The sequence below is a fragment of the Deinococcus psychrotolerans genome, from assembly GCF_003860465.1.
In the GTDB taxonomy this organism is placed as follows: domain Bacteria; phylum Deinococcota; class Deinococci; order Deinococcales; family Deinococcaceae; genus Deinococcus; species Deinococcus psychrotolerans.
Map to the genome: position 1 here is coordinate 2,479,438 of NZ_CP034183.1, position 12,100 is coordinate 2,491,537.

Consider the following 12,100-nt stretch of genomic DNA (forward strand, 5'->3'; position numbering starts at 1 on the left):
GTAAGACAGGCCCGCTTGCCCCGACGCCCTATTCTGGGGCCATGCGAATACTGGTGACGGGCGCGACTGGCTTTCTGGGCGGCGCGGCGGCGCGGACGCTTGAGCAGGCGGGCCACAGCGTGATGGGGACCGGGCGAGACGCGGCGCGGGGCGCGGCGCTCCAGCGCTCGGGAGTGCGTTTCCGGGCCTTTGACCTCCGGGACGGTCCCGGCGAGTTGCTCGAAGGTGTAGACGCTGTGCTGCACTGCGCGGCCCGTTCGTCACTGTGGGGCCACTGGGCCGACTTCTACACCGACAATGTGGAGGTGAGCGCCCGGCTTGCCCGCGACTGCGCCCGGCGGGGGGTCAGGCTGGTGCATATCAGCACGCCCAGTGTCTACAACGCCACCGGCCTGACCCGGCAGGTACCCGAGTCCGCATCCACTGGGCGGCGCTTTGAGAGCTTGTATGCCCGCAGCAAATTTCTGGCGGAGCAGGACGTGCAGGCGGTGATGCCAGGGGCCGCCATTTTGCGCCCGCGTGGCATTTACGGTCCTGGCGACACCAGCATCATGCCCCGGCTGGCGCGGGTGCTGCGGGCCGGACGGCTGCCAAGGCTGACCCACCATGAAGTCCATACCGAGCTGACGCACGTGGACAACGTGGTTCACGCTGCTCAACTGGCCCTGGAGGGACACGCCGCCGGGCTGTTCAACATCACCGACGGCGTGAGCGTGCCGATCTGGGCCACCCTCGACCGACTGGCCGATGTGTTGAAAGTACCGCGTCCGACGCGCTTCGTTCCGGCCAGGCTAGCCGAGGGGGCCGCCGCGCTGCTGGAAGCGGTCTATCGCCTGCGCCCTGGCCAACCCGAGCCGCCGATCACCGCCAGTGGTTTGCGCCTGCTGACCCGTCCCATGACGCTGGACCTCAGCCGTGCCCGTGCAGTGCTGGGTTACGCGCCGCTCATTCACCCAGAGGACGGCCTGAAGACCGTGTTTGCCTACTTATGACCGTTGTAAGGGTGGTGCCTCTGGCAGCGGGCGAGTGTCTGAATATTGCCGCACTGACCGAACGCGGCGCAGCCTGGCGGGTGAAGGTGTATCCGGCAGGCTTTGCCCTGCTGCTGCACCCGGTGCGGGGTGCGGTGCTGTTCGATACCGGCTACAGTTTCCGGGTGCCGGAGCTGATGCGGCGCTGGCCGGGTCTGCTGTATGGACTCATCACGCCGGTTCGCCTCCAGCCCTGGCAAACGCCGCTGGCGCAGCTCGCCCGCCTCGGCATCACGGCTCAGGACGTGCGGCACGTGATCGTCTCACACCTGCACGCCGATCATGTGGGAGCGCTGCGCGACTTTCCAGCGGCGGACATATATCTCGACGCTGGAGCCTATCCACCGCTCCGGGGCTTGCGGGGCCTGCGGGCGGTGCGGCGGGCCTTTTTGCCAGAACTCCTGCCGCCAGATTTCGAGGCCAGAAGTCGGGCGCTGACGTTTAAACCCGCTCCACCGGCTTTCGCCCCCTTTGAGCAGGTGGCCGACGTGTTCGGCGACGGCAGCGTGTACGCCCTACCCGTGCCGGGCCACGCGCCGGGCATGATTGCCCTGGTGGTGCGAACGCGTGAAGATGCTGCGCTGGACGGCAACGGCGGCGGCCTGACCCTGCTGGCCAGCGACGCCGCTTGGAGTGCGAAAGCGGCCCGAAGCGGCGAGGCGGGCCACCCGCTTGCCAATCTGCTGTCCTGGGACGTGAAGCAGGGCCAGCGCAGCCGTGAGCAGCTCCGTGACTGGCTTGCCGCTCACCCCCGAACCCGCGTGATCGTCAGCCACGATGCACCGGAGCCGGAATCCAGTGTTTGACCGCCTGAGAGTGCTGACTCACGCGCTGAACGAAAGCCGCCTGATGTTTCGTGACCGCGCCACGCTAGAACGCCATCAATCCCGGCTGGCCGCCGAGCAGCTGCGCTGGGTCGCCGTTCACAGCTCCTACACCGCCCAACGCTTCCGGCAAGCGGGCCTGAGCGTGGGCCAGTGGCGACAGCTTCCGCCGATCAGCAAGGCCGAAATGATGGCGAATTTCGATACCCTCAACACCGCCGGAGTGACGCTGGCCGAGGTGCTGGACGTGGCCCGCCGCGCCGAGGCCAGCCGCGACTTCTCGCCCGGCCTGCCCGGAAACCTGACGGTAGGTCTCTCGAGCGGCACCAGTGGCAGCCAGGGTGCCTTTCTGGTCAGCCGCGCCGAGCGCCTCCAGTGGGCCGGGGCGGTGCTGCGCCACCTGCTGCCAGACTGGCCCGCGGGCCTGCTCCGGCGGCAGCGGGTGGCCTTCGTGCTGCGGGCCGAGGGCCAGCTCTACCGGAGTGTGGGTAGCTCACGCCTGCACTTCGAGTTTCTGGATCTGCTACGGCCCGTAGACGAATTGGCCGAGCGCCTCACCGCTGCCCGGCCCACCTTGCTGATCGGCCCACCGAGTGTGCTGCGCGCCCTGCTCAATGCTGGAGCCACCGCCTACCCCGAGCGCGTCGTCAGCGTGGCCGAGGTACTCGAAGACGCTGACCGCACCGCGCTGCAAGCCGGGTTCGGCCCGGTGGTGGAGGTGTATCAGGCCACCGAGGGGCTGCTGGCCCTGCCCTGCCCGCACGGCCACTTGCATCTCAACGAGGCGCACGTTCACTTCGACTTCGAGGCACTGGGCAATGGGTATGTCCAACCTGTCCTGACCGATTTGCGCCGCCGCGCCCAGCCAATGATCCGCCACCGCCTCAACGACCTGCTGGTGCTGGCGGACGGCTGCACCTGCGGACAGGCCGCCCGGCGGGTGGTGCAAATCGCCGGGCGGCAGGACGACGCCCTGAATCTGCCCTCGGCCTCCGGCACCCGCCTCACTATCTGGCCGGACTTCGTGCGGGGAGCGCTCAACCGGGTGGCCTCCCTGTGTGAGTACCGGGCCGAGCAGGTGGGGGCGGCGACGTTGCATCTTCAGCTCGACCCGGACGCGCCCGCCCTGCGGGAAGCAGCGGGACACGAAATAGGAGCGGCATTCACGCGCCTGGGCGTGGGTGACATAGAACTAACCTTCGGCCCGCTGCTGGCCGATTTGCCGGGAGCCAAGCGGCGGCGGGTGGTGCGGAGCTGGCACTGAGCGGTGCGTGCCGCCGCGATTTGGTGCAGACTGACCGTATGACCACCCCGCTGCCCTTCCGAATCCTCTCCACCGCCCAGGCGTTGCCGCAGCGGGTGGTCACGACAGCGGAAGTGGCCGCACTATGTAGCGTGCCCGCTGGTGTGGCCGAGGCGCGCAGCGGGGTGCGTGAGCGGCGCTGGCTCTCGGAAGGCGAAACCGCGCTGGCACTGGGCGCACAGGCAGCGCGTGAAGCGCTCTCGGCAGCTCAACTTGAAATCGGCGACGTGGACGTGCTGCTCAACGCCTCCGGCAGCCAGCTGCAACCGATTCCCGACGGCGCGGCGCTATACGCCCGCGAACTGGGGGCAAGTGGACTGGCCGCCTACAGCCTGCACGGCACCTGCCTGAGCTTTTTGCTGGCGCTCCAGCACGCCGCCCTGCTGATCGGTACGCAGCGGGCACAGCATGTCCTGATCGTTAGCAGCGAGTCGGGCAGCCTGGGACTGAATTTCGCCGAGGCCGAGAGCAGCCTGCTGATTGGTGACGGAGCGGCGGCGGTGCTGCTGGGGCCTGCCGAGAGCGCGGCCCAGGGCCTGCACGCCGCCCGTTTCGAAACCTACCCGGAGGGCGCGGCCCACACCCAGATTCGGGGCGGCGGCAGCCTGCTCAATGACCGAAGCCCTGGCGGCATCCAGCGCGAGGATTACCTGTTCGAGATGCAGGGGCTGAGCATCCTGAAACTCGCCAGCAGGGTGGTGCCGGGTTTTCTGGAGCGGTTGCGCCCTGGCCTGAGCGCCGGGCTGCCGGGCATTGACCGCGTGATTCCGCACCAGGCCAGCGCGTCGGGCCTCGCCCTGATGCGGCGCTACGGTTGGCCCGAGGAGCGGATAGAAGTGACCCTGCCGACGCTGGGCAACGTGATCGCCGCCAGCCTGCCGCTGACCCTGCACCAGACGCTCAGCAGCGGGCGGGCCAATCCCGGCGACCGCCTGCTGCTGGTCGGCACCGGCGCGGGCCTCACGGTGGGCGGCCTGATCGTAACGCTTTGAGTGCTGGGTTCCTTTCCTTCCGTACCTTTTCTCCCGGCTCCGGATGCGGCCCAGGCTCTAGACTGCCGCTTGCATGCCCCGCCCGCCTTCCCGCCTGTTTTCCCTCTATCTCGGCGCTGCCGCTGGGTTCTTCATTCTCAAAAGCGCGGTACTGCTGACCAATGCCCTCACCTTTCCGCGCCTTCGTCCGCGCGACACACCTGCTCCGGCCCTGCGACGGCGCGTCTCGCTGTTGATTCCGGCACGTGACGAGGCCCACAACCTGCCACGCACCCTGCCGGGGCTGCTGGCCCAGGGCGCGGATGAGGTGATCGTGCTGGACGACCAGAGCAGCGACGGCACCGCCGAGGTGGCCCGCCGACTGGGCGCAAGCGTCATCAGCGGCCAGCCACTGCCGGACGGCTGGTACGGCAAGCCCTGGGCCTGTCAGCAACTCGGCCAGGCGGCCAGCGGCGACGTCCTGATCTTTACCGACGCCGACGTGGCCTGGAAGCCGGGTGCACTCGGCGCGATTTTGCATGAATTGGGCGACAAGCAGGCCGATCTGCTGAGTGTGCTGCCCCGGCCCGAACGCCTGACGCTGGGCGCACGCTTTCTGACACCGCTGGTGGACGCCGTGGTGCTGTGTTACTTGCCGTACCCGATGATCAGCTGGCCGCAGCCCAGCCTCAGCACCGGCAACGGCCAGCTGATGGCCTTTCGCCGCCCCGCCTTCGAGCTGGCTGGGGGCTACAGCGGCGTGCGGGCGCAGATTCTGGAGGACACCCAGCTGGCCCGGCGGCTCAAGAAGCAGGGCGGGCGGCTGACCCTGGCCCTCGGCGCGTCGGCGGTGGGCGTCACCATGTACGGGAGTTACCCCGCCTCGGTGACGGGCTTCGGCAAGAACTCGCTGGCGATTCACCTGCACTCGCGCCCGCTGCTGATTCTCTCGGGGCTGTGGCACCTGGCGGTCTATACCTTGCCCTGGCTGCTGCCCATGCCTTGGTGGCTGCGGCTGGCCGGGCTGTTGGAGCGCAGTCTGGTCAATCTGGTCACGGGCCGCACCCGCCCGCTCGATTTGGCGGAGGGGTTTCTCGCGCCGATCACGCCGCTGCTGGCCTTTCCGGCTTACCGCCGCGCTCTCGGCAAGCGGGTGACTTGGAAGGGCAGGACGTACGTGCAGAAGTAAGGGGAGTGGGCCCGCCTCGACTTGCTGCATCTGGTCGGCGAGTGAAATTGACTGAAGAGGGAACAGCACTCATTCAAGCGCCGAGTTGAGCAGCTTGCTCAACTCGGCGGGGCGGTAGAGTCGGCGGGCGTCGAGCCGCAAAAGCGGCAACCGCGCACTGGCGAACAAGGTGTCTTTGACGGCGTCGCGGTACTGCTGCTGGTCGTTTTCGTGCGACGCGCCGTCGAGTTCGATGCCCAGCACCGGCCTGTACTGGGCGCGGGCCACGATCAAAAAGTCAACGTGCTTGTCTCGCAGGCGGCCCAGCACGGCTTGGCGCTCGCTGCCGCTGGCTTTGATCAGCATCAGGTCGTTGAGGCGCACATTGGGAAAAGCGATGTAGGGGCCGCCTTGCAAGGCTTCCAGCAAGGTTTCGTAAAACTGGCCTTCGCTGCGGCTGAAAAAATACTGCTTGGCCTGAACGGGGAAGCTGGCGGGGATTTGACTCCCCTCGGCTGTGGTTCCTCCGGCTGTGATTCTTACTGCGGCAACTTTGCCAGAGGGTGCTGGCCGGAGACGTTTGCGCGGCTGAGGCTTGCGGGCCGCTTTGCGCCGGAACCAGGCAATAAACCAGATCACGGCGACCAACAGCAGCAGGGCAAGAAATTCCATGCTGGCTAGGCTACGTGGGGATGAGTCACACAATCAAGTACGGCAAGTACAGCTCGGTCAGCACTCCGGCCCCAGTTGAGAAACTTGGCTGCTCCAAGCGTCAGCCAAAAACGCAAAAGCCCACTTTTTACGGTGGGCCTTTGCGTTGCCGTGCTGGTGGTGCACCCTGCTGGATTCGAACCAGCGACCGACCGCTTAGAAGGCGGTTGCTCTATCCAACTGAGCTAAGGGTGCTTGGGGTTGTACGGGCCGTCTGAGCCGATATTCCCGCCGAAGCACTGTAGCACCCCAGCGGGAGAATTTGAAGGGCGTTGCCCATTCGTTGCCCATTCCCTACAGATCAAGCTCAATGGCTTCCTGGTGTTCGGGCCATAGGTGCATGTAGGTCGTCTGCGTGATAACCGTGTTGGCGTGCCCGACGTACACTGATACCGCCTTGATAGACCAGTTTTGATGAGCGGCGATACTCACGAAGGTGTGCCGCAGGCTATGAAAAGAGTAGCGGGGCAGTCCAGCTTTGGTCAGCAGCCGCTTGAGGGTACGGTTGACATTGTTGGGGTGCTGCATCGTGCCTTCACGGGTCGCAAACACGTAGTCGGCGTCGGGATGGCCTTGCTCCGTTTGAGCGGCTTTCAGGTGATCAAGGCATTCCAGAGCCGAGCGGCCAAGCTTGATCTTGCGGCATGACTGTGTTGTTTTAGGCGATGTGATGCTGCGGCTGAGCGGGCCGTGAGTGGACAGCACCTCTTCCACCTTGAGCCAGCCCTCGGTCAGGTCAACGCATTCCCAGCGCAGGCCGAACACTTCACCAAGCCTCAGACCCGTTCGCAGCGCAAAGACGATGGCGTAAGCAAACACGCTGCCGTCCTTGAGGGCGGCTTCTGCCAGTTGACCTGCTTGTTCGGGTGTCCAAGCTTTGATGGTTGTCTGGGCCGCAGCACCCATGATCTGCGGTCGTTTGGGGAGCTTGACTTCACGCAGCGGATTGGCAATCAGATAGCCTCGGCGAACGGCGTAGCTCAAGGCTTGGTTCAGCAGGCTGTGAATTTGAGCGCGGCTCCGAGTTAACTTGGTTTCTTTAATCAGTGTCCGGTGGTATTCCTCCAGCAGCGTGGGATTGAGAGCGGCCACTGTCCAGTCGCCAATTCGCGGGAGGATGTGCAGGCGAATGAGATCAGACTGGAGTTGCAGGGTTCTGGGCCTCACTCCGTCATAAACGCGGCCTTGTTCCATCCACTCGCTCAACAAGTCCCCGATGGTCATGCTGCGGGTGGCTTGCGGCGCTGAGCCGTTCTCGGCAGCAGTCTTGGCGGCGTACATGGCTTCCCTGGCTTCCTGCTTGCTGCGGCCCTGGAAAGTCCCGGTGAGCCGCTTCGTCTGTCCGGTCGGTAGTTTGACCCGAATCCGCCACTGGTAAACGTTTTCGCCGTTCGCCAGTTTGCGATCTTGTGTGACCGATCCATCGCCATTGCTGCGACGGCTGCTGTGTTCCTCTTTTTGAACTGTTCTGGTCATCGTTGGTTCTCCCACAGCTCCCCGAGTGAATGAGCTGTAGAGATAGTGTCGTAAGCGCCTAAATGTTTCGTTAAACGAAAATGATGGTAGAAGTGGAAACTCTTTGTATGAGCGAAAAACAGCACGGCGAACTGACGCAATTGATGATGAAACTCTTTCCAGCCACCTCTCAGAGGCATTTGCGGGCCTATGAGCCTGAAGCTGGACAACGCAAAAATGTGCTTGAAATTAAGAGACGTGCTGGCAGCAATGATTACGCGCAACACCTTGATCCAAGCTCGTGGGATGTGGTGGGCAGTCTCGGCTTGATGCCCGGCATTCTGTCCGGCACCATCTGGCGTACCCCTTGGGCCGTGATGGATTTTGACGAAGCGACTCCCACTGATCTAGCCGATTTTTTCTCGGTACTGACTCAGCACGGTTTGGTGTTCACGGTTTCCCACGGCACCACTGGACGTGGGGCACACGTCTGGTTCTTTCTCGATGAGGCGGTGACGTTGAAACAAGCCTATAAAACGTTGGCGTTCCTCAAGCGGGCAGCGAAGAAGCAGGGCCACATCGATATTCACCTCCGTCCTGTTGCTGCTTCGGGCAAAGGTGTAGGGATCATGCTGCCTTACCGGGGCGCGGCCCAAGACGGTCTCGGAGCCAATCCGCTGTACAGCCCATTGACGGGGGCGCAGCTTGATTTGTGGGAACTTGCGGCAGCGCCCTTACAGAGCGCCAAAGCCTTCGTCAAGCTCGGCAACTTAAAAAGTGTCGAGAAATTCCTGGCTAGGGTTCGTCCAAAAGAGCGGCCCAAGCTCACTTCCCGGTTGCCCAGCGTGCTGGACGACCCCTCACTACGCTGGAATTTTGAGCTAAAACGGCTCAACTCCCTCTGGCAAGAAGGACGGCGGCATTATCTGACGGTTGCAGTGACGGCTTACGGGGTGGATTTGGGCATTGACCCCGACACCATTCGGGACGACGTGATGGACTTGGTGGAGAGTTGCAACGATGAGCAAGCCGCAGACCGTGAGCAAGCCATTGAAGCGGGCCTCAAACGGCAAGAGGCTGGAGAAATGCTCAACGCCGCTCACTTTTACGAGGAAGCCGACGTGGAACTGCCCCGCGCCGCTGAACTCGCCGAGGTCAGGGAACTGCTGGATGTAGGCGTGTACGACTTGATGAGCCAGCCGTGGCCGGGCAAGGCAGGCAAGACCGACCGCAGCTTGTATAAGGCGCTTTTGTATCTGGCTTGGGAATACGGGATTCTGCACCCTGAAGGAGTGGAACTCAGCGTGGCCTGGTCACAGCTTAACGACGAAGCGAACGTGGCCTCCTCGAATACGTTGGGGAACAGTCTGGGCCGGTTAGAAGCTGCCGGATTACTGAGCCGAGCCAAATGTTCGTTTGAAGGCAAATCCGGCTCATTCGTTCTGCTGGTGACAAAACGAAGTATTCTTTTAAGGGGGGGCCAAGATAGGGAGTGCTTCGGTTTGTCACCGGCTCTGCGAAACGGTGGTGGCGCTCTGGGAAAGACCCGTGAGCAGATCGTAGATTTGTTGATCTGGTGCGGCTTGCCGCAGACAAGGGAAGACTTAGCCTCTAGCATGGCAACTCGCTGGCAAGACCTCAACGAGCCGCTTTCTACACTAGTTTCAGACCAGATCGTCCATGAGCGTGGGAGTGGTAGAGGAGCTTTCATGGACTTGGTTGACAATTGGCGTGACTTGTTAGAACGGCGTCAACGTTCAGACGGCAGCACTGGGCGTCGGGAAGGACAGAGAGAAGAGGCAACAGAGAAGTCCAGGCGGTACAGGAAACACATCATTGCTCAGCAAGTGGCCAACTCTCAGCCACTGACGGCCAACGACGACTCGCCGACTTCCTCACCCAGCTCGTCGGCCACCTGACGAAACTCCTCAAGCGCGGCTTCCAGACTCTCCACGATCTCGGCGGCCAGCAGTTGTGGGGCGGGCAAATCACTGCCTTCCTCCAAGCTGTCGTCTTTGAGCCAGAAAATGTCCAAGTTCACCTTGTCGCGGGCCAGCACCTCATCGAGCGTGTAGCGCTTGAAACGTTCACTTTCCTGCCGCTGGCTGCGGTCATCGGCGTGGTAAACCTCCACGAAGTCGCGTAGATCAGCCGCTTTCATTTGCCGAGTTTTAAGGGTGAAGTGCAGGTTGGTTCGCAGATCGTAAACCCAGACCTGGCTCGTCTGATGCGTCTCGCCGCTGGCGTGGCGGTCGAAGAACAGGACATTGGCCTTCACGCCCTGAGCGTAGAAGATGCCAGTGGGCAGCCGCAGGATGGTGTGCAGATTGCAGTCGTGAAGGAGCCTGCGGCGGATCGTCTCGCCCGCGCCTGCTTCAAACAGCACGTTGTCCGGCACCACCACGGCAGCCCGGCCCCCGACGTTGAGCAGCGTAAGGATGTGCTGCAAGAAGTTCAGTTGTTTATTGCTCGTCGTAGCGGTGAAATCGGTGCGGGCGTAACTCTGTTGCTGTTTGACGGCGTTGCCCTCGGCGTCCAGTTCAACCATCGTGCCTTTGACCCCGAACGGCGGGTTGGCCAGCACGATGTCCACGCCCATTGAGGGCTGCTTCGCTAAGCTATCGGCCCGCTCCACTGGCGTGGATTTGCCGCCGATGCCGTGGAGAAACATATTCATGGCGGCCAGGCGCACCACGCTGTCCACGATGTCAGTGCCGTGGAAGGTGGATTCGCGCAAGGTTCGGCGCTGTTCGGGGTCAAGGTTGTACTGGGTGGCGAGGTAATCACGGGCGCTAAGTAGAAAGCCCCCTGTTCCGCAAGCTGGATCAGCAATTGTCTCGCCGGGTTTGGGATTGACGACTTCCACCACCGCATCAATCAAGGGCCGGGGCGTGAAGTATTGCCCGGCCCCGCCCTTCACGTCCTCGGCATTGCGTTGCAGCAACCCTTCGTAAATCTCGCCCTTCACGTCGAAGCCCAGCCCCATCCATTGCTGGCGGCCAATCAGCCCGACCACTTGCTTGAGGTTGGCTGGGTCGTTGATCTTGTTCTGAGCTTTGCGGAAAATGACGCCGAGCAAGCCGTCTTCTTTGGCCAGCTCCTCAAGGGTGTGGCGGTACTGGCTTTCCAGCGCTGCGCCGGTCAGTTCTGAGAGCTTGTCCCAGCGGTACTCTTCCGGTACTTGTGGGGCGTCGGGCTGGCCGTCCATCTCATCGGCCATCTTGAGGAATAAGAGAAAGGTAATTTGCTCCAAGTAATCGCCGTAGCCCACCCCGTCGTTTCGGAGGACATGGGCGAGGTTCCAGACGCGGGCAACAAGCTGGGCTGGGCTGGGGGCAGTCATGCGGGCCATGATAGTGCGGAGCGGGGGAGACGCTGAACGAAATGGACGATGCCCTCAAAAATCTCATATATTGCCTCATGGCCCAGCCCGAACCCGTTTCCGGTGATGATTCTGACCTTACCCTAGTGGAAATTGAAGCGGTAGAGCCTGACAGTATTGCGTTGCGGCAACCCTTGAAAACAGGGGCAGAACACCGTGCTGTACTTGGTCAACTGCTTCAACTCGGTATGCAGGGAGCGGTGGCTACCCAACACGCCTGGAAGGGGGGCGAACTCTACCGAATGGTCGTTTCCCCAGAGATGCAGAAGGCACTCAACGAGGGGGCGGTTGAACTCGTCAAGAGTGGAAAGGGACTGTCTGGCAACATTGTCAATAAGCAGACCCGTGAAATGGCTGGCCGGGCTAGATTCAAACCTGCGGACGCGGCAAAACTGGCAAATGTGGCGACGATTGCTTGGCAGGCCGCCGCCATGATAACGGCTCAGCATTACCTAGACGAAATTGATGGCAAGCTGGAAAAAATTACGGGCCAGTTGAGCAATATCGCCGACTTCCTTGAAGATAAAGAGCGGGCGCAGCTTCTGAGCGCCCTGCAAGCGCTGAAACGTGGCCGTCAACTCCTCAGCGCGGGCCACCTTCAGGAACACGATTTACGGGTGATTGAGGAAGATGCCCGGCAAGCCTTCCAGATCGGTGAAGCGCAGATAGAACATCGTCTGTTGACTATTGAACGGATGCTTCAGCAGGCTCCAGCATGGGATCAGGCAGCGCAGGCTAAGACCCTGGAACAGTTCGGCCAGCAAACCCAGGTGCTTGCACTGGCGCTGAACACGCTGGCGCAGGCGTTCGCTGTTGGTACGGCAGCGGGATGGTCAGAGGGTCTGGCAAACGGTTATCGCAGCAGCGCCGAGCGCACTATGGAACGCATTCAGAACAGTCTCAGCCAGATTCAGGCTCTGCCACTCAGCCCACCCGCAAAGCTGGAGGTAGACCGACAGCGCCCGGTTCCCTGGTTATTACGAGGCCCGCAACAGGTCATTTCTGGAGTGGGCTACCAAGTTGAGACACGCTTTAAGCAGCAGCGTGATCGGCGTCAGAGCCTCAACGAGCAGGCATTAAAGCAGCATGTTCATCCCAGCCTAGAGCAGATCAACGAACTGGGAGAGGTACTGAGCCACGCCTCACGAGTCGCTTTGCCAGATACGGCAACACCACTTGTTCTACTAGCCCGACTGGACGAGCAGGGCCAAGTGGTTGAAGTCTTCAGCGACGTTCTAGCCGCCGCCGACTGAGA

10 protein-coding genes and 1 tRNA gene are annotated in these 12,100 nt (G+C 62.6%); 7 read left to right on the top strand and 4 right to left on the bottom strand.

Annotation, left to right across the window (positions count from 1 at the left end; genetic code table 11):
* Positions 1–41 precede the first annotated feature (41 nt).
* The 5 genes from EHF33_RS12250 (at position 42) to EHF33_RS12270 (ending at position 5,318) form a co-directional block, all read left to right on the top strand.
* On the top strand, positions 42–992 hold the full coding sequence (locus EHF33_RS12250) for an NAD-dependent epimerase/dehydratase family protein (RefSeq protein WP_124871952.1): 951 nt from the start codon (positions 42–44) through the stop codon (positions 990–992).
* Complete coding sequence (locus EHF33_RS12255) at positions 989–1,837, top strand: MBL fold metallo-hydrolase (protein ID WP_124871954.1); 849 nt, start codon at positions 989–991, stop codon at positions 1,835–1,837. The genes EHF33_RS12250 and EHF33_RS12255 overlap by 4 nt, the downstream gene beginning before the upstream one ends.
* Positions 1,830–3,119, top strand: a complete 1,290-nt coding sequence (locus EHF33_RS12260) for a F390 synthetase-related protein (RefSeq protein WP_241191163.1) — start codon at positions 1,830–1,832, stop codon at positions 3,117–3,119. Before EHF33_RS12255 ends, EHF33_RS12260 begins: the two co-directional genes overlap by 8 nt.
* Before the next feature lie 38 nt (positions 3,120–3,157).
* Positions 3,158–4,150: a 3-oxoacyl-[acyl-carrier-protein] synthase III C-terminal domain-containing protein gene (locus EHF33_RS12265; RefSeq protein ID WP_124871961.1), complete on the top strand. Its 993-nt coding sequence runs from the start codon at positions 3,158–3,160 to the stop codon at positions 4,148–4,150.
* Between the two features lie 73 nt (positions 4,151–4,223).
* The gene (locus EHF33_RS12270; protein WP_124871964.1) at positions 4,224–5,318 is read left to right on the top strand and encodes a glycosyltransferase family 2 protein; all 1,095 of its coding nucleotides are present in this window, start codon (positions 4,224–4,226) and stop codon (positions 5,316–5,318) included.
* Positions 5,319–5,387: 69 nt separating this feature from the next.
* On the opposite strand, the gene EHF33_RS12275 is transcribed toward EHF33_RS12270, so the two are convergent.
* The 3 genes from EHF33_RS12275 to EHF33_RS12285 all read right to left on the bottom strand — a co-directional run bounded on the left by EHF33_RS12275 (position 5,388) and on the right by EHF33_RS12285 (position 7,484).
* The gene (locus EHF33_RS12275; protein ID WP_124871967.1) at positions 5,388–5,969 is read right to left on the bottom strand and encodes a DUF2726 domain-containing protein; all 582 of its coding nucleotides are present in this window, start codon (positions 5,967–5,969) and stop codon (positions 5,388–5,390) included.
* 157 nt (positions 5,970–6,126) lie between these two features.
* Positions 6,127–6,203, bottom strand: a tRNA-Arg gene (locus EHF33_RS12280).
* Between the two features lie 99 nt (positions 6,204–6,302).
* A complete protein-coding gene (locus tag EHF33_RS12285; protein WP_124871970.1) occupies positions 6,303–7,484 on the bottom strand; it encodes a tyrosine-type recombinase/integrase in 1,182 nt (393 codons plus the stop codon).
* A gap of 107 nt (positions 7,485–7,591) precedes the next feature.
* Here EHF33_RS12285 and EHF33_RS12290 point away from each other — a divergent pair, with 107 nt between their 5' ends.
* Positions 7,592–9,382, top strand: a complete 1,791-nt coding sequence (locus EHF33_RS12290) for a TOTE conflict system archaeo-eukaryotic primase domain-containing protein (RefSeq protein ID WP_124871973.1) — start codon at positions 7,592–7,594, stop codon at positions 9,380–9,382.
* Here the strand turns inward: EHF33_RS12290 and EHF33_RS12295 are convergent.
* The gene (locus tag EHF33_RS12295; RefSeq protein ID WP_124871976.1) at positions 9,322–10,806 is read right to left on the bottom strand and encodes a type I restriction-modification system subunit M; all 1,485 of its coding nucleotides are present in this window, start codon (positions 10,804–10,806) and stop codon (positions 9,322–9,324) included. The genes EHF33_RS12290 and EHF33_RS12295 overlap by 61 nt on opposite strands.
* A 41-nt stretch (positions 10,807–10,847) precedes the next feature.
* On the opposite strand from EHF33_RS12295, the gene EHF33_RS12300 reads away from it, so the two are divergent.
* On the top strand, positions 10,848–12,098 hold the full coding sequence (locus EHF33_RS12300; protein WP_124871979.1) for a hypothetical protein: 1,251 nt from the start codon (positions 10,848–10,850) through the stop codon (positions 12,096–12,098).
* The last annotated feature ends 2 nt before the right edge of the window (positions 12,099–12,100 follow it).

Bases quoted from the DNA above. Each gene is read 5' to 3' on its own strand.
- EHF33_RS12255 (WP_124871954.1), top strand. From the start codon at position 989: ATGACCGTTGTAAGGGTGGTGCCTCTGGCAGCGGGCGAGTGTCTGAAT.
- EHF33_RS12300 (WP_124871979.1), top strand. From the start codon at position 10,848: ATGGACGATGCCCTCAAAAATCTCATATATTGCCTCATGGCCCAGCCC.
- EHF33_RS12250 (WP_124871952.1), top strand. From the start codon at position 42: ATGCGAATACTGGTGACGGGCGCGACTGGCTTTCTGGGCGGCGCGGCG.
- EHF33_RS12295 (WP_124871976.1), bottom strand. From the start codon at position 10,806: ATGACTGCCCCCAGCCCAGCCCAGCTTGTTGCCCGCGTCTGGAACCTC.
- EHF33_RS12265 (WP_124871961.1), top strand. From the start codon at position 3,158: ATGACCACCCCGCTGCCCTTCCGAATCCTCTCCACCGCCCAGGCGTTG.
- EHF33_RS12290 (WP_124871973.1), top strand. From the start codon at position 7,592: ATGAGCGAAAAACAGCACGGCGAACTGACGCAATTGATGATGAAACTC.
- EHF33_RS12285 (WP_124871970.1), bottom strand. From the start codon at position 7,484: ATGACCAGAACAGTTCAAAAAGAGGAACACAGCAGCCGTCGCAGCAAT.
- EHF33_RS12270 (WP_124871964.1), top strand. From the start codon at position 4,224: ATGCCCCGCCCGCCTTCCCGCCTGTTTTCCCTCTATCTCGGCGCTGCC.
- EHF33_RS12275 (WP_124871967.1), bottom strand. From the start codon at position 5,969: ATGGAATTTCTTGCCCTGCTGCTGTTGGTCGCCGTGATCTGGTTTATT.